We start from the raw sequence: 21,524 nt of genomic DNA, 5'->3' as shown, positions 1-21,524 counted from the left end.
TTCCTATGAAAAGCTGTTAACTCAACAAAACTTTAATAACACTAACAAGCAAGTCATCACTCTTATTTAAAATTGACATGACAAATTGTCAGAATTCCAGCACTATACCAATTCTTATAGTCTCATCAATAAATAGCATAACCGGAGCACTAAAAAGTGAAGATACTCATTACAGGCGCCAATACAGGAATTGGCTTTGCCACAGCCGAACAACTTGTAAAACAAGGACAACATGTCATTTTGGCATGCCGAAATTCTCAAAAAGCGTTAGAGGCACAAAACAAACTACGCTCACTCGACCAAGGACAAGTCGATGTCGTTTCTCTTGACTTAAATAGCCTTGAATTAACTCAAAAAGCTGCCGAAGAAATTACAGATAAATATGGTAGCCTTGATGTACTTATTAATAATGCCGGTCTATTTTCAAAAACAAAGCAACTCACCGTAGATGGGTTTGAACAGCAATTTGGCGTTAACTATTTAGGTCACTTTTTATTAACTCAAAAACTACTCCCCGTTTTAAAGCAGTCTCCTCAAGCACGTATTATTCATCTAGCGTCTATTGCTCACTGGGTTGGCTCAATTAAGCCTAATAAATTTCGTGCGGAAGGTTTTTACAATCCCCTGTTCTATTATGGACAATCCAAGCTTGCAAACTTACTGTTCAGCAATGCATTAGCTGAACAACTAGCAGATAGTTCAATTACCAATAATGCATTACACCCCGGTGGTGTTGCTTCCGATATTTATCGCGATTTACCAAAACCAGTTTATGCAGCCATGAAAGTAGGTTTAGTTCCAACCTCGGTTCCTGCAAAGCTCATTACAGAAATGGCGACTGGCGACACATGGCAAAACCGCAATGGTGAATATGTCAGTGCGCATATGCCTGACTGGAAATCTTCTCATGCCAAAAACCAGCAATTAGCACGCGACCTCTATCAGCAATCTATGACTCTAGTGGAAAAGTTCCTCTAACCTTCAAAAAATAAAAAACCACCCGAAGGTGGTTTTTTATATCAAAGCAACTTAGTGGCCTGTACCGTTAATTGCTTTCGTCATATCTTCAACAACTTTCTTAGCATCACCAAAGATCATCATTGTTTTTTCGTTATAGAACAAGTCATTATCAAGTCCAGCATAACCTGTCGCCATAGAACGTTTAATCACCATGATTGTACGTGCTTTATGTGCTTCAAGAATCGGCATACCATAAATTGGTGAACCTGGGTCATCTTTTGCAGCAGGATTCACAACGTCGTTTGCACCAATAACAAGTACTACGTCAGTTGCTGGGAAGTCTGAGTTGATCTCATCCATTTCCAAGATGTCTTCATATGCTACGTCTGCTTCAGCAAGCAATACGTTCATGTGACCAGGCATACGACCTGCAACCGGGTGAATTGCGAAACGGACGCGAACACCTTGTTCTTTTAGAATTTCACATAACTCTTTTACAGCATTTTGTGCACGACCTTGCGCCATACCATAACCCGGTACAATCACAACGCTGTCTGCATTTGACATTAAGAAGCCAGCATCATCAGCAGAACCTGAACGGTAGTTACGCTGAACTTGTTCACCTTTAGCAGCTGTAGAAACTGCTGCACCACCCATTGCACCACCAAACAATACGTTGATGATTGAACGGTTCATTGCTTTACACATGATGTATGACAGAATCGCACCAGATGAACCCACAAGTGAGCCCGCAACGATCAACATGTTGTTTTCAAGGGTAAAACCAATACCTGCTGCTGCCCAACCAGAGAACGAGTTAAGAAGCGATACCACTACAGGCATGTCACCACCACCTACCGGTGCAATCCATACCCAGCCAAATGCAAGTGCAAGTGCGGTCATTGCCCAGAAAGCAGTCATGTTGCCAGTTGTGAAGAAGTAGAAACCACAAGCCAACATCGCAACAAAGATAAGTGCTTGAACAGGTTTAACCCATGCACCAGAGATTGTTTTAGCCCATTTTTTCGCAGCCAATTTACCGTAAGCAAACACAGATGCCGTAAAGGTAATCGCACCAACGAAACAACCAACAAACAATTCAAATAGGTGAACCTTACTCATGTGTGCATGTTGCACGCCAGCCGCTGTTAATGCTGCCTCATTTTGAGCAAACAATGCTGTAAGCTGGTTGTTATGCAAAATTGCTGCAACTGCAATCAAAACCGCAGCCAAACCCACCAATGAGTGCATAAGTGCAACAGTTTCAGGCATTTGAGTCATGGGTACAGTACGTGCACGTGCAATACCCACAATCGCACCAAGCACCATTGCACCACCAATCATCCAAATAACTGGGTTATTGGCAACAAAGAAGGTTGTTACAACTGCAATCGCCATTGCGATCATACCGTAACGGTTACCTTGAATTGCTGTTTTAGGACCAGATAGGCCGCGAAGCGTCAAGATAAAGAGAATTGCGCCTACAAGGTACAACCAGTTTGCATTTGCTTGAATAAATTCCATGTCAAAGCCCTCTTATTTCTTTTGCTTAGGCTTGAACATTTCCAACATGCGTGCAGTTACTGCGAAGCCGCCGAAAATATTAATGCTTGCTAAAAATACTGCAATCGCACCAAGTACGCTCACAACATTCACACTTTGAAATGCAACATTTGCATCTACACCAAGTACAGGCAGGCCAACTGTTTGTAACATCGCACCAACAACAATAATCGATGACAATGCGTTGGTTACCGCCATAAGTGGCGTGTGCAAAGCTGGTGTAACACCCCAAACAACGTAATAACCTACGAAGATGGCAAGGACGAAAATTGTAATAGTTTCAACCATGAGAAATCTCCTTAACCACGCTTAAGCAGCACTTGACCGCCATGAGTGACCAATAGGGCTTTTTGGATTTCGTCTTCTTGATTAATCGCAAAGTTTTTCTCTTTGTCGAATAAAGTCTCTACGAAATTAAAAACGTTACGTGCATATAATGCAGAAGCTTCTGTCGCAACAGTGGCTGGAATATTTGGAATACCCAAAATTTTTACACCATTTTCAGTGACAACAGTTTCGCCAACTTTAGAACCTTCAACGTTACCGCCTGTTTCAACTGCCATATCTAAAATGACAGAGCCTGGTTTCATTTTGGCAACAGTTTCAGCTTTGATCAGACGCGGTGCATCACGGCCTGGCAACAATGCTGTTGTAATCACGATATCGGCATTCGATACAGCTTTATCTACAATCGCAGCTTGGTCTTTGATGTATTGCTCACCCGGCATCCAGCCATAACCATTTTTTGCTGCATCTGCTGCACGTTGCTGTTCTTCTTCAGACATTGGTACGTCTAACCACTTACCGCCTAAAGACTCAACCTGATCTTTTGCCGTTGGACGTAAATCTGTTGCTTCAACAATTGCACCCAAACGTTTTGCAGTAGCAATCGCTTGAAGGCCTGCCACCCCAACACCCATAATCACAACACGTGCAGGCTTTACAGTACCAGCAGCAGTCATAAGCATTGGGAACATGCGTTGATATTCAGCAGCTGCAAGCAAAACTGATTTATAACCAGCTAAGTTTGCTTGAGAAGACAACACATCCATGTTTTGTGCACGAGAAAGCGTACGAGGAAGCAATTCCAGAGCAAAAGCAGACACTTGCTGATTCGCAAATTGGTCTAGCTCGGTATTACGATAAGGATCAAACATTGCTACAACAGTTGTATTTGCTGCAAGTTTTTGAATTTCCCCGCCTTGTGGCGCACGAACTTTCAAAATAATTTGACTACCTGTATAGGCATCATCCGTAATGGTTGCACCGACCTGTTCATAAGCACTGTCAATGTACGCAGCCTTTACACCAGCACCACGTTCAATCACAACGCTATGACCAGCGCTAATCAACTTCTTTACTGTCTCTGGCGTAGCAGCTACACGATTTTCACCGACGACAGTTTCGGTTGGGATTCCGATCTGCATGAGCGTTCCTCAAGCTAATTTCTCATTGTCAAAAACATTGCAACCCGCAATGTTTCCCCCATGTGTATTCTTTGTACAGAATTTGGATTCTAATTGAACTTTTTGAAAATACCACCCACTATTTATTTAATAAATACCCATATTTTGAACTGATGATTCACGATATTTGACATGAGGTGTAATATAGGAGGATTTTTCTTTTTTTTGCAGACAATAGTCTCTCTTATACAGTCCTGTATATGAAAATTTCTTTATCTTCGTTTCAAATTGGGTCTTTTTTTGCGCTCTGCTCTGCTTTTCTATTCAGCACAAAAGCGATTTTTATTAAACAAACTTATGCCCTTTCTCCATTAGTAGACGGTACAGTCCTGATGGCTTTACGGATGTTAAGCGCTTTACCGTTTTTTCTATTAATTTGCTGGTTCAATAGGCATCATAATCAGGGCATAAAAAAGAAGGATTGGCTAATTTTAATTTTTGCTGGTCTATTAGGCTACTACTTTGCCAGCTGGCTCGATTTCATGGGCCTCATGTTTATTAGCGCTTCTTTAGAGCGAATCATCCTATTTTTATATCCCACACTTACCGTGATCGCTTCAAGTCTGCTCTACAAACAAAAATTAGATGTAAAAAGTTTATTCGCCATTTTTCTTAGTTATGGTGGAACCGTGTTAGTGATGCTGCAAGAGCACAACAATGCACCAATTCAGGGCAACTTTTGGCTCGGAACAAGTTTTGTATTTGCTAGCGCTGTAGCTTTTGCCGGTTATTTACTGCTGACTCCGCCATTAATTAAAAAATTTGGTTCTTGGAATTTCACAGGCTTAGCTTTAACAGTTGCCTGTATAGGTACATTAACCCATTACACTTTAAGTACCCCTCACCCGATTCAACTTCTATTACAACTTCCCTCAAGTGTAATTTGGTACGGGATTGGCTTAGGTTTTTTAGTCACTGTCTTACCTACCGTTATGCTTATGCAAAGCATTGAGCGACTCGGAGCATCTCAATCTGCAATGATTGCTTCGATCGGACCAGTTTTAACGATTTTGCTTGCCGTTGCTTTTTTAAATGAACACCTAAATATATGGCAATGGGTCGGTTGTTTCCTCAATATAGTCGGTGTAATGATGATTACTTTAAGAAAGAAAAGACTAAAACACTAAATGCTCTTGACCTCAACTTAAGTTGAGGTTGGATACTCATCTAAATTTTATTAAACGGTTGAGTTCCATGAACAAAGAAATTTTTAAAATCATAAATCCTTCTACTTTATATGACCCAACACCTAACGCTTATAGTCATGTCGCTGTAGTAAGTAATTTTAACAATATTATTCATATTGCAGGTCAAGGTGGCGAAGACCAACAAGGTCAATTAAGTTCTCATTTCAGTGAACAAGTCCTACAAGCATTTGAAAATATTAACTATACGTTAGTGGCTGCCAATGCAGAGCTTACGGATATCGCTGTTTTAAGAATTCTAGTTGTTGACCATTCGGTAGAAAAACATCAGATTTTGATTAAAATTATGAAGGATTTATGGAAAAATCACCCTTTTCCAGCCTGCACACTCATTCCTGTGCCGCGTCTTGCACTAGAACATATGCTCATTGAAGTCGAAGCAACGGCATACACTTAATAAAATCGAGAGAACATCATGTCTACCCCTGAAGATATCAGTCAAAATAAACCTTTACTTTGGTTGATGGCAGCAGCATGTGGCCTATGTGCAGGTGTGAATTACTATTGCCAACCCCTTATTCACTCTATTCAGCAAGATTTTGCTGTAACTCAAGCACAAGCTGCTTTAACAGTAACATTTGCTCAGGTGTCTTATGCCTTAGGTTTACTCTTTATTGTGCCAATGGGGGATATCGTCAATAAAGCCAAAGCTATTCCGTTTTTAATGATGCTTTGTGCAGTTGGCCTATTTACCTCTGCTTTTGCTGTTAACTTACCTATGCTCTGGATCGGTACAATTTTAGCGGGTTTGTTTTCAGTTGCAGCTCAAGTGCTTATTCCTCTTGCAACAATGACGGTTAAACCTGAAAAAACTGGTGAGATTATTGGTTTTTTAATGAGTGGCTTATTGGTCGGGATTTTACTCTCTACCAGTCTGGCTGGCTTATTTTCCAACCTTTTCCACTGGAAAGTCGTTTATGCCATAAGTGGTATATTAATGCTTCTGTTGGCCTATACCTTAAAAAGCCGCCTACCTTATGTCATGCGTATGAAACTGAACTATGGACAAATTTTTGTTTCCATGGCTCAGCTTTTAAAGCAGGAAAAGCGACTTTTATTAAGAGCGCTTACAGGTGCATTCGCCTTTGCGTCAGTGAGTATTTTGTATTCAACAATCGCGTTACTACTGACCTCGGCACATCATTTACCCGATCTATTTATTGGACTGGTACCTTTAGTCGGTATCTTTGGTGCGTTATCAACACGTTATATCGGCAAATATGCCGACCAAGGCTACACACGTTTACTCACCTGGATGGGTTGCGGGCTATTTTTGGTAAGCTGGATTTGTTTCTATTTCGGACAAACTCTACTTTCAACTTATGTTATTGGTTTTGCTTTAATTCAATTGGCACTTGCCCTTGTTCACACTAGCAACCAAAGTATTATCTTCCGTTTACGTCCCGATGCTAAATCTCGTATTAATGCTATTTATATGACTACTTACTTTATTGGTGGTGCAGCTGGCTCGGCATTAGGGATTTTTGCATGGAATCGTGGTGGATGGACCATGACTTGCCTTGCAGGTGTAGGACTCGTTGTGTTTTGTATTTTATTTAGCATGATTGATGCTTTCTTACAAAAAAAGCAAATGGCTTAGCTATAAGGTAATTTGTTAAAAATCATCTTACTATATCTAACATTAGGGCGGTTATAAATTACGCAGTTAAATGCCACTGTCGATTCAGGGCTAAACCCCGTATAATGCTGCCCTTTCTTTAATTTAGCGACTTTTGGGTCTTTCGGTTATGCAATCACTTCAATCGTTACAACCTCGTATTTCAGTAGCCCCAATGATGGATAGGATCAACTAATATAAAATAATTATTAATATTAAACACTTAATAAGAAAAATAAAAATCATGGTGTAAATTTAGTGTAAAAAAAGAAAAATAATTTTTAAATCTCACCATTCTTTAGTTAACAAGAAGTTTTATTCTTGTTAATAAAACATAAATTTATCCATAAATAAGGTTCATTATAAAAGGTTCTATCTCAACACTTAGTACTTTCACACATCTTGAAACAATTTGTTTTCTATTTTTTTAACTCAAAATTATGTTCTTTTCTATTTTTTCAACCGAAAACTATGTATGCTGTATGGATGAAAAACTTAATAGATCTAATTTTATGCAACCATTATATTTAACCATTGATGATCCAAATCATGCCCAAAACCGAATAAAAGAAGTTTTTGGTTTTGACTCAAAAGTTCTACTTGGAGTCATAGAAGATGGATTTACTGCCCGCAATGAAACAACAAATAATCACCCAAAAATTTATGGCGGTTATAGACATTTTGCTGAAGGAACTGCTTTTTTAAGAGAGCGGCTATTAACTAAGGGTTATTCAAAATACACTCAAGGGAACTCAGAATGGGTTCGTAATGAAAAATTAGGTATTTTAATTAGCTTCATGACGGGAAATGCTTGCGTTGGATTAAAAGGACAAGTTCCATCCAACACGGAAAGCTTAAAAGTCGATCAAATTGCTCGTAATAAAAATCCAAAAGGAAGTATGTTTTCGAGAATTGCCAATCCTCAATTACTCGGTGATATGTTAACCACACATTCAGATATAGATACTTGGTGTTGGGTTCTAATGTACTATATTGATTATAAAAATAAAGTTATTAGGAGTGAACTATCATGCCCGTCAAAACTTACGGACAATGGTAAATTTTTTGCAGAATATCATGAGCGAATTATTTTAAAAGAAATTAGTTTCGACCCCGAGGCTGAATTTGATAATATTCGTTCCCCTGCACCAACCCCTCCGTCGATTGATTTCGAAATCAGACGCAAGAATGCTTAAGAGGCAATAATATGTTCAATATGGGTCGTTTCGATCTCGCTCGTCAACGTCGTGGTTTGACTAAGAGAGATTTGGCTCATCGATTAGACGTAACCGATAGAACTGTCTCAAACTGGTACAACAATCAAGAAATTGATGAGAGAATTTTAGAAAAAGCCGCTGAGATTCTCGATTTTCCTCTTAGTTTCTTTTATGGAAGCGACGTAGAAAAAATTCATGCTGAATCTGTCAGTTTTAGGGCTCTTACGAAAATGACAGCTAAAAAAAGAGATATGGCAATTAGCCAAACTATTTTAGCTGAAATGATCAGTGATTGGATTGATCAGAACTTTGAGTTGCCCCCCCCTAATGTTCCTGATCTACATGAATTAAGAAGTGATTTCTCAAATGCTATTACTAATGAATCAATAGATGAGGCTACTGACAATGAAGTTAATTATTATCTTGAATACTCATACCCTGAAGCATGTGCGGATACTGTAAGAAAAGCATGGGGATTAGGGGAGCAGCCTATACCCAACTTAATTGCACTTTTAGAATCTAAAGGTATCAGAGTTTTCTCTCTTACTGATGAAGCACAAGATGTAGATGCCTGCTGTAGATGGACCAGTGGTCGCCCTTTTATTTTTCTAAATACTTCTAGAACTGCTGAAAGGTGTAGATTTGACTTAGCACATGAGTTAGGTCATTTAGTTATGCATAAGCATGGAATAATTGAAGGTATCCATATAGAACAAGAAGCAAATGCTTTTGCTTCAGCATTTCTAATGCCTCGTAGAAGCTTGTTAGCTGATCCTTTAAAAATCCCCTCTTTAAGAAGTATTTTGTCCAAAAAAGAAATATGGCAAGTTTCTGCTGCTGCATTAACTTATCGCTATAATAAATTAGGGATTATTACTGATTGGAATGCAACTAGCATCTATAAACAATTAGCTCAAAGAGGGCGAAATAATGAACCTAATCCAATTGCCCATGAATCATCACTTTTGCTAGATAAAGTCTTCAAAGTTTTAGCTCAAGAAAACTTTGATCTATCTAAACTGACAAATGACGTATGTCTAACTCTAGAAGAGATTAGTAATCTTACCTTTAATCTGGTTTCTAAATATCAAAATTTAGAGGCACTACGACGCCGAAGTCAGTTGACAGTTTTAGAATAAAATGAATTCGAAAAGAGAACTTTAATAGTTCTCTTTTTTAAGCGAGTTTAATTTTTTAAAAATTCACAAACTCCTCTGATTTACACGCTTAGATAATTCTTCTGCCGATTCTTTACGCTCAGAATAACGATCAGTTAGATATTGGCTTTGTCCACGTGTCAGTAGCGTGAATTTATAGAGTTCTTCCATGACATCCACAATACGATCATAATAGGAAGATGCTTTCATACGCCCATCTTCTTCAAACTCTAAAAAAGCTTTAGGAATTGAAGATTGATTCGGGATTGTGATCATACGCATCCAACGCCCTAAAATACGCATCTGGTTAACGCTATTAAATGATTGTGAACCACCACTAACTTGCATAAGTGCTAAGGTTTTTCCTTGAGTTGCACGAATTGCTCCACCAGCAAGTGGAATCCAATCAATCTGTGACTTGAAGATTGAACTCATAGAACCATGGCGTTCAGGTGAACACCAAACCATACCTTCTGACCAGGCAAGTAAATCATGCAACTCTTTAACCTTTGGATGCTCAGTGTCCGCATCTTCAGGTAAAGGTAAACCTTTAGGATGGAAGATTCTTACTTCGGCACCAAACTGCTCCAAGATACGCCCTGCTTCCATCACCGCTAAACGACTATAAGAACGTTCACGATTCGAACCATATAACAACAAAATGCGTGGTGCATGATCTAGAGCTTTAGCTTGAACTTTTTCTAAAGTAGGATGATCAAGAAGATTCATATCAACATTTGGGAGATTCATAGATTTACACCGACTCAAAATACTTTTTTCGTAACCATAAAGAGACACTGACCAAAGCAATCAAAACTGGTACTTCAACTAATGGCCCAATGACTGTAGTAAATGCCACAGGTGATGCTAAACCAAAGGTTGCAATAGCTACGGCTAGTGCTAACTCAAAATTATTACCCGCAGCAGTAAAGGAGATTGCTGTAGTTTTAGCATAATCATTGCCCATCCACTTGCTCATAAAGAAGCTAATAAAGAACATCACGATAAAGTAAATAGTCAATGGAATAGCAATTCGAATAACATCCAAAGGCAGACTTACTACATCACCACCTTTAAGACTAAACATCGCGACGATAGTAAATAATAAAGCCAATAAACTTAAAGGACCGATCTTAGGTAAGAACGTATTTTGGTACCACTCAATTCCTTTAGATTTGACCAATATCAAACGTGTCATAAAGCCAAGGAAAAATGGAATTCCTAAGTAAACTAATACTGCATGAGTAATAGTCCAGAAATCGACATTAATAACTTGTCCCGCAATACCAAAATATGGTGGTAAGAAGCTCAAGAATAACCATGCATACGTACTAAAGAATAGAATCTGAAAAATACTATTGAATGCAACTAATGCAGCAACGTATTGGTTATCCCCACAAGCTAAACCATTCCAAACCAAAACCATTGCAATACAGCGTGCTAATCCAATCAAGATTAAGCCTGTCATATACTCTGGATAGCTATGCAAAAAAATAATCGCTAATGCAAACATCAATACAGGGGCAATGATCCAGTTTTGAACCAAAGACAATGTTAATGTTTTTTTGTCTTTAAACACCTGTGGTAAGGCAGTATAGTCCACCTTAGCCAAAGGGGGATACATCATCAAAATCAAGCCAATCGCAATTGGAATATTGACGGAATCAATACTCATTTTGTTTAAAGCAACGGAAGCTTGAGGTAAAAAAACACCTATCGCTATCCCCAACCCCATGGCAATAAAAATCCATAGCGTGAGATTCCGATCTAAAAATGACAGTCTTTGTTGAGCCATGATGTTCTCATTCAATATCTGATATATGATTAATTGCAGCAATCAATTCAGGGCGAGACATACTTTCTGTATCAAGTGCAAATAAAGCGTCTAGACGGCGGTTAATATGATCTACTGTTACTTGGAAAGCTTTTAATTTTTCTTCTTTAGGTAGGTCTAAATGTGATGGATCAGCTAAGCCCCAATGTGCCTTAATCGCTCCGCCCAAATAAAGCGGACAAGCTTCTTGAGCTGCTGAATCACATACAGTAATCACTACATCAGGATGATATTGCTCACAGTCATCAATGGTTTTGCTCCATAAACCATCTGTTGAAAGACCTAAATTTTCCAAAGTCTCGATGGTCAATGGGTGCACTTGTCCAGATGGCTTACTACCAGCGCTGTATGCTTTCCAACCTTCAGGTGCACGACTATTAAAAAGCACTTCAGACAAAATGCTACGGCAACTATTTCCGGTACACAAAAAAAGAAATTTCATAATCTATTACTCACAATAACTATTTATTTGGATAGTTTGGGAATCTTGATTTGTTAGGGTTTGACTATTAACCAAGAAATTTAAGACATCATGGCACCAAGTTGGTAACTGCGGATTAATGCTGTAATACACCCATTGGCTTTGTCTTCTGTCTTGTAATAGACCAGAAGAACGCAATAATGCTAAATGTCTAGAAATTTTTGGCTGACTCAATTGCAACTTTTCGGTTAGATCACAAACGCAGAGTTCTTTATTCACAGCTACTAAAGTCACAATATTGAGTCGGGTTTCATCTGATAAACATTTAAAAAAATTAACTTGATCCATTCTTACCCCACTCACTTATCTGGATATACGGATAATCACATACAAAAAGTAAAATTTTTAATTTACTCGTTGCCCATTTTCATCAATTACTTTTTCACCGTCTTCTTTAGTAAAACTACCCTTTTGAGGTAATGGTAGAATTTCTAAGACAACTTCTGATGGACGGCTTAAGCGGGTGCCTATTTCAGTCACCACAAATGGTCGATTAATTAAAATTGGATGTTCAAGCATAAAACCAAGTAATTGTTCATCACTTAAATCGTTACGACCAAGTTCTAAATCCCGATAAGGATCTACATTCTGGCGAATAGCCTCTCTTACCGTTAATTTTGCATCTTTAATCAATTTAACTAATTCGTCATGACTAGGTGGTGTAATTAAATATTCAATAACTGTTGGCTCAATTCCTGTATTGCGAATCAAAGCCAAAGTATTCCTAGAAGTTCCACAAGCTGGATTGTGATAAATCTTCACATCTACTGAAATTGTCATCGAATTAGACTCTGTTAATATTTTACCATATCTTTATATGCGAATTAGCATATATATGCAACTCCATATATTCAGCTTTATTAATACTTTTAAAGGTAATAAGGTCCTGTTGAAAAGGACCTTATTACTATAAAAATGCTACCTACTAAACATTCTATTTTTTTATCTTAACAGCTACTACTGTGTAAGTTTCGCCTTCAGCTTTTAACTCAAACTCTACATGCTGTCCTACAGTTAAACCATTTAACAATGCCGGATCAGCAACTTTAAATCCCATTGTCATGGCAGGCCATTTAATTGCAGGAATAGCCTCATGGTTGAGGGTCAGTAAGTTTTCCTTAGTATCAATTGCAGTAATGACGCCGACGGCTTGGGCAGAAGTAGCCTTAGCTGTGTCTTTACTCATCTGTTCCATCGGTGCTTCGCTTTTTTCTTGCTTTGGTGCTTCATTTTTACTACAAGCGCTGAGTGCAGTAACAGTCGCAACAAATGCCATAACTTTGATAATTTTCAACATAATAAAAACCTCTTTTGGATAAGAAATAAAACCATCAATGAATTGATAGTTTTCTTTTGGTTAAAAGCTGATATGCAGCTGGAATAACAAACATTGATAAAAGTGGAGCTGAAATCATGCCTCCAACCATAGGTAAAGCAATACGGCTCATTAATTCAGATCCGGTTCCAGTTCCCCAAAGAATTGGCAACAATCCTGCCAAAATCACAGCAACCGTCATTGCTTTAGGGCGGACCCGTAATACTGCCCCTGTACGAATTGCATCATTTAGTTGTTGCTCATTTAAGGATTGTTCAGACGAATGTAATTTCTCCTGAGTGTGTTCTATCGCTTGTTTCAGGTAAAACAGCATGACAACACCAAACTCAGCCGCAACTCCAGCCAAGGCGATAAAACCAACGGCAATAGCGACTGAAAAATTGTAACCACTCAGATACATCGCCCAAATACCACCAATTAGAGCAAATGGTAGAGTGACCATAATTAGAACCGCATCCTGTACTTGCCTAAAAATCAGATAGAGCAGAAGGAAAATGATCATCAAAGTAATTGGAATAACCACTTTTAAACAAGCATTTGCCCGTTCCATAAACTCGAATTGACCCGAGTAGCTAATACTCATACCAGCGGAACGTTTCACCTGTTGGTCAATAGACTGCTTCAGATCTTTAACCACAGAAGCTAAGTCGCGGCCCTGTACATCCACATAGACCCAACCACTTGGACGAGCATTCTCACTTTTCAACATGGGTGGGCCATCCGTAAGTTGAATATCCGCAACACTGCTCAAGATAATTTGCTGACCTGATTCAGTAAGAATAGGTAGATTTCTGAGAGCTTCTAATGAGTCTCTAATTTCCCGCGGATAACGAACATTAATCGGATATCTTGCTAAACCCTCTACGGTTTCACCAACATTTTCTCCACCAATCGCTGATGCAACAATCTGTTGAATATCATTGATATTTAGACCATAACGGGCAGCCTCAAGTCGATTAATATCAACATCAACATAACGTCCACCCGTTAATCTTTCGGCAAGAGCAGAACTGACCCCCGGTACCTTTTTAGCAATTTGTTCAACTTGCTGTGCGACCTGATCAATCTCGCCAAGGCTACTCGCAGAAATCTTAATACCAATTGGACTTTTGATTCCTGTCGCCAACATATCAATCCGGTTACGAATAGGTGGTACCCAAATATTCGTCAATCCAGGAACCTGAACAGCCTTATCGAGTTCTTTGACCAGTTTTTCTGGCGTCATTCCCGAACGCCACTCAGAACGGGGCTTAAACTGGATCGTCGTTTCAAACATCTCAAGTGGTGCAGGATCGGTGGCAGACTCAGCACGACCAGCCTTACCAAATACAGTCGCAACTTCCGGAACGGTTTTAATCATCCTATCCGTTTGCTGGAGTAGTTCAGATGCTTTGGCAGCAGATAACCCCGGTAAAGCAGAAGGCATATAAAGTAAATCGCCTTCATCCATGTTCGGTAGGAATTCCCCACCCAAACGAGTGAGAGGAAAAAGGCTCAGAATAAATACGATTAATGCTGCCAATAACGTAAACTTTGGATACTCCAAAACTTTATCCAACATTGGTCGATATATTTTTATAAGAAAACGGTTGAGCGGATTACGTTGTTCCGAAGGTAACTTTCCACGAATCCAATAACCCATCAAAACTGGAATCAAGGTAATGGATAATCCAGCAGCCGCGGCCATAGCATAGGTTTTTGTGAAAGCTAATGGAGAAAATAACCGACCTTCTTGTGCTTGTAAGGTAAAAATAGGAATAAAGGATAAAGTAATAATAAGCAGACAGAAGAATAAAGCTGGACCAACTTCACTGGCAGAACGGGCAATAATAGACCAGCGCTCTTGTGAATCCAAAATATGATCAGGATGTTCATGCTGCCAAGCTTCAATATGTTTATGCGCATTCTCAACCATGACCACTGCCGCATCAACCATTGCACCTATGGCAATGGCGATACCGCCTAGTGACATAATATTGGCATTGAGACCTTGATAATGCATAACAAGGAAAGCCGATAAAACACCTAATGGTAAAGAAACGATCGCCACCATAGCCGATCGTAAATGCCATAGGAATAAACCACATACCAACGCTACAACAATAAACTCTTCCAGCAGCTTATGACTTAGATTCTCTACAGCCCGGTCAATGAGTTGACTTCGATCATAAACCGGAACAATCTGTACGCCCTTCGGTAGGCTCCGTTGTAACTCAGCAAGTTTCTCTTTTGCAGCTGCAATCGTCTCACGTGCATTTTTGCCTGCCCGTAAAATGATGACACCACCAACAGATTCTCCTTGGCCATTATATTCACTGATCCCTCGACGCATTTCAGGCCCGAGCTGAATTGTTGCGACATCGCCCAATGTAACAGGAATACCGAAACCATTGGTGCGCAAGGGAATCTGACGAAAATCTTCCAAAGTTTTCAGGTATCCAGATGCTCTCACCATGTATTCAGTTTCAGCCATTTCCAATACCGAGCCACCAGTTTCCTGATTGGCCTTTTGGATTGCATCAATAATGCTGCGCTGGGTAATGCCCAATGCAGCCATTTTTGTAGGATCTAGTACAACTTGGTATTGCTTTACCATTCCACCAATGGTGGCGACTTCTGCCACATTGGGTAATGTCTTGAGCTCATATTTTAAGAACCAATCTTGTAAACTACGAAGCTGGGAAAGGTCATGCTGCCCAGTCGGATCAATTAATGCATATTCATAAATCCAGCCAACGCCTGTTGCATCTGGTCCCAAAGAAGATTTTGCATTTGGTGGCATCCGGCCTTGGATCTGATTGAGATATTCCAATACACGCGATCGAGCCCAATAAAGATCTGTATGCTCATCAAAAATGACATAAACAAATGAATCACCAAAAAATGAATAGCCTCTCACCGCTTTTACACCAGGGACAGATAACATGGTTGTTGTAAGCGGATAGGTCACTTGGTTTTCAACAATTTGAGGCGCCTGACCAGGATAATTCGTTCGTACAATAACCTGTACATCAGATAAGTCTGGCAAAGCATCAATAGGTGTATTCTTAACTGCCCATGTACCCCATACTGCTAAAACGAGAGCTGCGAGCAATACAAAAATACGGTTTGCAATTGAGAACCGAATAATACGGGCAATCATGATGGATCTCCCTTTTCACTCGGCATAGATGCCATGGACATATTGTTAGATATCTTGGAAATATTAGAAATGACATAAGCATCACTAACTTGTTTAAAGCTAAAACTAACCTGATCACCTGACCGAATTTGAGTAAAAGGCTTTGCAGGTTGTTTAAAGCTCATTGTCATAGCCCCCCAACCAAGTCCTGCAATCGCTTGATGAGAGATTGTAATTTCCTGAAGTGTAACTTTTTCGACTCTACCAATACCTTGATATAGGGATGGTTTAGGATTTTGAGTTTGAGAGGTGGAAATAGCTTTTCCTGTATTAAGCTTATCGAGTACACCTTGTAAATTTGCTTCAGAATCAATCAGGAATTGTCCTGAAATCACAACCTTTTGCCCAACTTTTAGCCCTTGTAAGATGGCTACTTTATGACCGTCGCTTTGCCCCAACTGCACGACAACAGGTTCGAAACGTCCTTGCTCATGTGCCACAATGACGACATTCCGCGTACCAGTTCGAATTACCGCTTGCTCTGGAATCACTAGATTTGCTTGGGGATTATTAAGGAATTTTACGCTAGCAAACATACCCGGTTTTAAATGACCATCTGAATTGGGTAATTCAATACGAACTTTTATGGTTCTGCTTGTGGTATCGAGTGTTGGTAGAATATCAATAACTTTACCTGTAACTGTTTTTGTATAGGCAGCCAATGTTACTTCGGCCTTACTTCCTTGTTTTATGGTTGCAATTTGAGCTTCGGGAACCGCAGCTTCTAGCCAAATCGGGTTAAAGCCTTTAATTGTGGCAAGCGTTTGTCCCATACTTAAGGCCATTCCGCTACGCACCTCTAGTGAATCAATAAATCCACTCACAGGAGCGCTCAAAGTCATAGTGGACTGAACTTTACGTGTCCTCTCAACACGCTGGATCACATCTTGCGGTATTCCCAAAAGCTGTAACCGTTGTCTGCTTGCCTGAATTAAAGAACGATCACCCATTCTAAGCACAGCCAGAAATTCTGTTTGTTCACCCGTCCACTCGGGTATAGAAACCTCAGCAATCGGACTACCTTGAGACACAATATCTCCAACGGCATGGCCATAGACACGCTGAACAAATCCATTTGCTCTTGTTTGTAAAATAGCAACTTGACGCTCATTCGCCTGCAATATGCCATTGGTCAGCAAGTTACTTCCTACCATTGCTTGTTCAACCATGGCATAACGTATAGCTAGATTTTGCTGAATAGAGGGATCAATCTTTACTACTGTACTTTCAGTAGCGCCTGCATCACCTTCATCAGCATATTTAGGAACCAGCTGCATGTCCATAAAAGGTGATTTACCTGGCTTATCAAAATGCTGCTCAGGTTTCATGGGATCGTACCAATACAAAACCTTAGCTGTCTTCTGCGTACTGTCCGATTGTGTTTTTTCACTTTTATGGGCAAACCAATAACCGGCACCACCACCAACTGCCAAACTCACACCGACAAGTCCCGCCATTGCAAATGCCAACTTATTTCTTAACATTAGGATTACTCCTCGGTATGGTTTTGAGTGGGTTCAACAAAATTAAAGTACAGTTGAGCCGTTATCATTGATTGTTGTTGTTGAAGATCAATAAGACGCATTCGTTGTTCAAGTAGTGCCTGACGTGTTGCTATTACATCAGTTAATTTGGCTTTTCCTGCCTGATAACTCGCGAGCTGTAACCGCTCTTTTTGCATTGCATAAGGAATACTCATTTGAGTAGCCCGCTTAATTTGCTGATTAAGAGCTTCAATATCTGCAAGTCCATCATCCAACATGCTTAAATGCTCACGATATTTTGCTTCTTGATCCGCAGTGACTCGATTTTGCTCTGCTAACGCGGCTTGAATGAGGGGACCACTTCGTTTTCTTGAGAATACTGGTATTTCTGTCGTCAACTGAACTCCAATCATGTCTCCAAACTCTGGAGCTCTATGCTGGTAAGCCACCTCTATTCCCCAATCTGGCTTCTGTAAAGCTTGTGCTTGTTTCAGCTTTGATTCAGTGACTTGCTTTTGTGCTTGAAATGCCTTCAGTTCAGGGTGTTGATGTAGGTGGTGATATAGTTGCGCGGTATCAACTCGCAGGTTGGGGGCCTGAGTTGGTAAGGTCTCTATCTGAGAGGAGTTTTCCAAAGGATTTGCACTGACTAAACGATGCAACTCCAGCTTTGCTTTTGTCAGATCTCGCGATAAATCATCCTTTTGATCAAGTAATACCGTATATTCTTGTTTAGGTGCCATTGCATCAGCGATCAACGATTGACCTGAAATTATTTGTGTTTGAGTCAGTTTTCCAAGCAGCCCGTTTTCTGCAAGTAACTTATCTATCAGCGCTAGCTTTTGCTCAAGATAAAAGCGCTTAAACCATGCTGTAGCGACTTGTTGCCGTAGATCAATTCGAAGAATTTGTGTTTGACTATTTGCAACTCCGAGTTCAGCTTGAGCAAGTTCAACTTCGGCCTTTCTTTTGGCCTTATTTGGAAAATCCTGCATAACGCCTATCTTCTGCATAGTCATACCCTCTTGGGTGACTGACCAAGCAGAATCTCCAGATACTGGATAATTATCTAATCCAACAAATAGTTTGGGATTAGGTAAAATGCCTGAAGCGAGTACATTGTTCTCTGCACCTTCAATCTGAGCATAATTTGCTTTTAAAGTAGGTGCATTTTCCTCAGCACGCTTTAAGGCGTTCTCTAAAGTCAGTATTTCTGCATTTGCATGACCATACAAAAATAATAGACACACAATGCTTAACGATTGCCTTACCCATACTTTGGACGGCAATTTTCTATAGTGAGACATAATTCTCATCCTAAAATGATGCGCATACGAATATGCAAAACACCCATAGATCAACTATGAATGATTAAAAGGTCATCAAATTAGGTGGCTTGTGGGGGTCGCCATAAACTATAAAGAATGGATGGGGGAAGTTGTTGATTAGGAGAGGTAAAATTAGATTGATCTAATAAAGGTCCTGCTATTTCCGGCAAAGGGACTAAAGAGTCTTTGGGAAAAGCAATTTTTGCAAATGAAGCAATACAATCTGGTTCAGACATACAAGAAGAATCATGAACCGTTATTTTTTTGATTTTTGAGTCCGCCTTCATACAATCCATATGCGCAGCATTTACCTGATTATTTTCAGGTGATTGCATCATTTGCATAGATTGCATCTTTTCTGAAGACATTAAACATTTTTTATGCACAGATGCAGCAGCTGCTGCCGATCCTACAAAGAGGATAGCAAACGATAAAAACAGCGATAGGCATGTCTTTAACCACTGCATAGAGATAAGACCAAATTTTATACTTTTTTAGTTTTACAGATTCTAATGAAAATAGCAATCGTGAGGTCTTAGGAATAGTAACTTACACTACTATTCCTAATTAACTGTTTATATAAAAATTTATATTCACTATTAAATTATGTAACTCTACTCACCACTTGATAAGTGATAAATGAAAAGAGATAAGCAAGAGAGAATAAATAAGTTGCCATAATGATAGGCTGTCTCCAACTGCCAGTTTCCCTTCTTATGGTAGCCAATGTTGCTAAACAATGTGGAGCAAAAATAAACCAGACTAATAAAGACAAACCTGTCGCTAGACTCCAACCATCCGGGCCTGATATTTGAGATAATAAGGTCTGAGTAACTGCATCCTCATCACCAGACATTGCATAAATTACCCCTAACGCAGCAATAATTACTTCACGAGCTGCCATCGCAGGAATCAAAGCAATACAAATTTCCCATGTAAATCCAATCGGCGCAAATATTGGATGGATTAAATGGCCTAACTGTCCAGCGATACTATAATTGATCGGAGGCATAGTTGGATTATCTGGAGGTAAGGGGAATGTTACCAAGAACCATAACAAAATAGAAAGTGCGACAATAATTCCACCAACTCTTTTTAAGAATATAGTTGCTCTATCATAAAGCCCCAAAGCTACATTTCGAACATCTGGAATACGGTATGTTGGTAATTCAAAAATAAAAATACTTTCAGTTTTATCTTTTCTTACTAATTTCAGAAATAAAGAAACCAATAAAGCTGATACGATTCCTGACATGTAAAGCCCGAATAGAACTAAACCTTGCAAACTGAGCCAACCATAAACTAATTTGTTTGGAATAAAGGCTGATATCAGTAAAGCATATACAGGTAATCGTGCAGAGCACGTCATCAAAGGTGCAATCATAATCGTTGCTAAACGATCTCTTTCAGAACTAATACTTCTTGTCGCCATAACTCCGGGAATTGCGCAAGCAAAGCTTGAAAGTAATGGAATAAATGAACGTCCACTTAAGCCAGCTTTGGACATCAATTTATCTAACAAAAATGCAGCTCTAGGTAAGTACCCTGATTCTTCTAAAACTAGAATAAAGAAAAATAAGATCAGAATTTGAGGCATATAAGCAAGTACACTACCAGCACCTGCAATTACGCCATCAACAATCAAACTTCTTAAAAGTGAATGAGAGATCAATGGCCCAATTACCCCCCCAAACCATGTAATCGAATCTTCAACAAATGAAATTAATGGTTGGGCCCAAATAAAGACTGCCTGAAACATTACAAACATGGTAAAGGTTAATATTAATAATCCAAAAATTGGATGTAAGAATATTTTGTCTAAGAAAGCAGTCCTTTTGTCACCATTATCATTTTTCAAGATGACCTGTTTTGTAATGTACTTAATTTGGTCGAAGTGACTTAGGTCAGAATGATAAGGGGCAACAAATAATTTCTTTTGGTCTAACTGGGTCAATAGCCCCTGAATTCCTTTTGTTTTTACAGCTACCGATTCAACGACAGGAATGCCTAAAAGCTGAGATAGCTTCGTTGTATCAATTGAAATTCCACGCTTTCTAACCTCATCCATCATATTGAGAACAAGTATCATAGGCCTGTTTAATGCTCTGACTTCAAGTACAAGGCTTAAATGAAGATGAAGGTTAGTAGCATCAACAACACATACAAAAATATCAGGTATGACTTCGCCTTTTAATTCGCCAAAACAAACAGCTCTAGTTACTTCTTCATCTAAGCTACTTGGTTTTAAACTGTAAGTCCCAGGTAAATCCAATACTCGAATAGTATCGCCAGAAGGTAATTTAAAAAAACCCTCCTTTCGTTCAACCGTTACTCCCGCGTAATTAGCAACTTTTTGACGAGTACCTGTGAGTGTATTGAAAAGAGAGGTTTTACCACAATTGGGATTACCAATAAGTGCAATATTTTTAGTGTTCATTGATAATCTCTACAAAAATTCGTTCTGCTTCATTTTTTCTTAATGCAAAACGTGAAGTTTCGATTTGGACCAGTACTGGGTCACCACCGAAAAGCCCTTTCGCAAGTACTTGTAAGGATTCACCGACTCGAAAGCCAAGCAGTTCTAGACGTTCAAGAACAGGATCACTTTTATCTTGAAACTGAGAGCCTTTTTTAAGATCAATGATTTTTACGGTCTGATTTTGCTTTACTTGAAATAAATTCATTGTCTGCCTC

Annotated in this window: 21 protein-coding genes; 6 read left to right on the top strand and 15 right to left on the bottom strand. The window is 39.3% G+C overall.

Translation table 11 applies throughout. The features are described from left to right. The first annotated feature begins 156 nt into the window (after window positions 1-156). Window positions 157-978, top strand: coding sequence for an SDR family NAD(P)-dependent oxidoreductase (locus tag EGS71_RS16200; protein ID WP_000697832.1), 822 nt, complete (start codon window positions 157-159; stop codon window positions 976-978). Window positions 979-1,029: 51 nt separating this feature from the next. Here the strand turns inward: EGS71_RS16200 and EGS71_RS16195 are convergent, their stop codons facing one another. Genes EGS71_RS16195 through EGS71_RS16185 form a run of 3 tightly spaced genes read right to left on the bottom strand, consistent with a single transcriptional unit; the run spans window position 1,030 to window position 3,950 of the window. Continuing rightward, the gene (locus EGS71_RS16195; protein ID WP_000394402.1) at window positions 1,030-2,484 is read right to left on the bottom strand and encodes an NAD(P)(+) transhydrogenase (Re/Si-specific) subunit beta; all 1,455 of its coding nucleotides are present in this window, start codon (window positions 2,482-2,484) and stop codon (window positions 1,030-1,032) included. Between the two features lie 12 nt (window positions 2,485-2,496). Beyond that, entirely contained in the window at window positions 2,497-2,811 is a 315-nt protein-coding gene (locus tag EGS71_RS16190) for a proton-translocating transhydrogenase family protein (protein ID WP_000230434.1), read from the bottom strand. Window positions 2,812-2,822: 11 nt separating this feature from the next. Next, entirely contained in the window at window positions 2,823-3,950 is a 1,128-nt protein-coding gene (locus EGS71_RS16185; RefSeq protein WP_001165468.1) for a Re/Si-specific NAD(P)(+) transhydrogenase subunit alpha, read from the bottom strand. Between the two features lie 239 nt (window positions 3,951-4,189). Between EGS71_RS16185 and EGS71_RS16180 the strand changes: the two genes are divergently transcribed. The 5 genes from EGS71_RS16180 (at window position 4,190) to EGS71_RS16160 (ending at window position 9,168) form a co-directional block, all read left to right on the top strand. Then, window positions 4,190-5,116, top strand: coding sequence for a DMT family transporter (locus EGS71_RS16180; protein ID WP_000703579.1), 927 nt, complete (start codon window positions 4,190-4,192; stop codon window positions 5,114-5,116). A 67-nt stretch (window positions 5,117-5,183) separates the two neighbouring features. Further along, window positions 5,184-5,591, top strand: coding sequence for a RidA family protein (locus tag EGS71_RS16175; RefSeq protein ID WP_001031024.1), 408 nt, complete (start codon window positions 5,184-5,186; stop codon window positions 5,589-5,591). A gap of 18 nt (window positions 5,592-5,609) precedes the next feature. Beyond that, window positions 5,610-6,794 (top strand): MFS transporter, encoded by a 1,185-nt coding sequence (locus tag EGS71_RS16170; RefSeq protein ID WP_000106693.1) that lies wholly within the window; start codon window positions 5,610-5,612, stop codon window positions 6,792-6,794. Window positions 6,795-7,324: 530 nt separating this feature from the next. Next, a complete protein-coding gene (locus tag EGS71_RS16165; RefSeq protein WP_001182925.1) occupies window positions 7,325-8,008 on the top strand; it encodes a hypothetical protein in 684 nt (227 codons plus the stop codon). Window positions 8,009-8,019: 11 nt separating this feature from the next. Next, window positions 8,020-9,168: a helix-turn-helix domain-containing protein gene (locus EGS71_RS16160; protein WP_000482798.1), complete on the top strand. Its 1,149-nt coding sequence runs from the start codon at window positions 8,020-8,022 to the stop codon at window positions 9,166-9,168. Between the two features lie 63 nt (window positions 9,169-9,231). Here the strand turns inward: EGS71_RS16160 and arsH are convergent, their stop codons facing one another. The 12 genes from arsH to EGS71_RS16100 form a co-directional block, all read right to left on the bottom strand. After that, on the bottom strand, window positions 9,232-9,936 hold the full coding sequence (arsH, locus tag EGS71_RS16155; protein ID WP_001052986.1) for an arsenical resistance protein ArsH: 705 nt from the start codon (window positions 9,934-9,936) through the stop codon (window positions 9,232-9,234). Window positions 9,937-9,940: 4 nt separating this feature from the next. Continuing rightward, window positions 9,941-10,981, bottom strand: a complete 1,041-nt coding sequence (arsB, locus tag EGS71_RS16150) for an ACR3 family arsenite efflux transporter (RefSeq protein ID WP_000068657.1) — start codon at window positions 10,979-10,981, stop codon at window positions 9,941-9,943. 7 nt (window positions 10,982-10,988) lie between these two features. Then, a complete protein-coding gene (locus EGS71_RS16145) occupies window positions 10,989-11,462 on the bottom strand; it encodes an arsenate reductase ArsC (RefSeq protein WP_000670217.1) in 474 nt (157 codons plus the stop codon). A gap of 6 nt (window positions 11,463-11,468) precedes the next feature. Next, a complete protein-coding gene (locus tag EGS71_RS16140; RefSeq protein ID WP_000373082.1) occupies window positions 11,469-11,789 on the bottom strand; it encodes a metalloregulator ArsR/SmtB family transcription factor in 321 nt (106 codons plus the stop codon). Between the two features lie 57 nt (window positions 11,790-11,846). Next, on the bottom strand, window positions 11,847-12,281 hold the full coding sequence (arsC, locus tag EGS71_RS16135) for an arsenate reductase (glutaredoxin) (protein ID WP_000156165.1): 435 nt from the start codon (window positions 12,279-12,281) through the stop codon (window positions 11,847-11,849). Window positions 12,282-12,435: 154 nt separating this feature from the next. Beyond that, window positions 12,436-12,798, bottom strand: coding sequence for a copper-binding protein (locus EGS71_RS16130; protein ID WP_000912561.1), 363 nt, complete (start codon window positions 12,796-12,798; stop codon window positions 12,436-12,438). A gap of 34 nt (window positions 12,799-12,832) precedes the next feature. Next, entirely contained in the window at window positions 12,833-15,979 is a 3,147-nt protein-coding gene (locus EGS71_RS16125) for an efflux RND transporter permease subunit (RefSeq protein ID WP_002009555.1), read from the bottom strand. Continuing rightward, window positions 15,976-17,502 (bottom strand): efflux RND transporter periplasmic adaptor subunit, encoded by a 1,527-nt coding sequence (locus EGS71_RS16120; RefSeq protein WP_000945692.1) that lies wholly within the window; start codon window positions 17,500-17,502, stop codon window positions 15,976-15,978. Before EGS71_RS16120 ends, EGS71_RS16125 begins: the two co-directional genes overlap by 4 nt. 5 nt (window positions 17,503-17,507) lie before the next feature. Further along, window positions 17,508-18,809: a TolC family protein gene (locus EGS71_RS16115; RefSeq protein WP_000020277.1), complete on the bottom strand. Its 1,302-nt coding sequence runs from the start codon at window positions 18,807-18,809 to the stop codon at window positions 17,508-17,510. Window positions 18,810-18,889: 80 nt separating this feature from the next. Then, complete coding sequence (locus EGS71_RS16110) at window positions 18,890-19,297, bottom strand: hypothetical protein (protein WP_001198643.1); 408 nt, start codon at window positions 19,295-19,297, stop codon at window positions 18,890-18,892. A 137-nt stretch (window positions 19,298-19,434) separates the two neighbouring features. Continuing rightward, window positions 19,435-21,267, bottom strand: coding sequence for a ferrous iron transporter B (gene feoB / locus EGS71_RS16105; protein WP_001093284.1), 1,833 nt, complete (start codon window positions 21,265-21,267; stop codon window positions 19,435-19,437). Beyond that, a complete protein-coding gene (locus tag EGS71_RS16100) occupies window positions 21,257-21,514 on the bottom strand; it encodes a FeoA family protein (RefSeq protein WP_001048221.1) in 258 nt (85 codons plus the stop codon). The genes feoB and EGS71_RS16100 overlap by 11 nt, the downstream gene beginning before the upstream one ends. Window positions 21,515-21,524 lie beyond the last annotated feature (10 nt).

The organism is Acinetobacter sp. FDAARGOS_559 (genome assembly GCF_003940475.1).
Lineage (GTDB): Bacteria > Pseudomonadota > Gammaproteobacteria > Pseudomonadales > Moraxellaceae > Acinetobacter > Acinetobacter baumannii.
The sequence above is the reverse complement of the archived record's forward strand: the minus strand, read 5'-3'. Positions and strand labels throughout refer to the sequence as shown.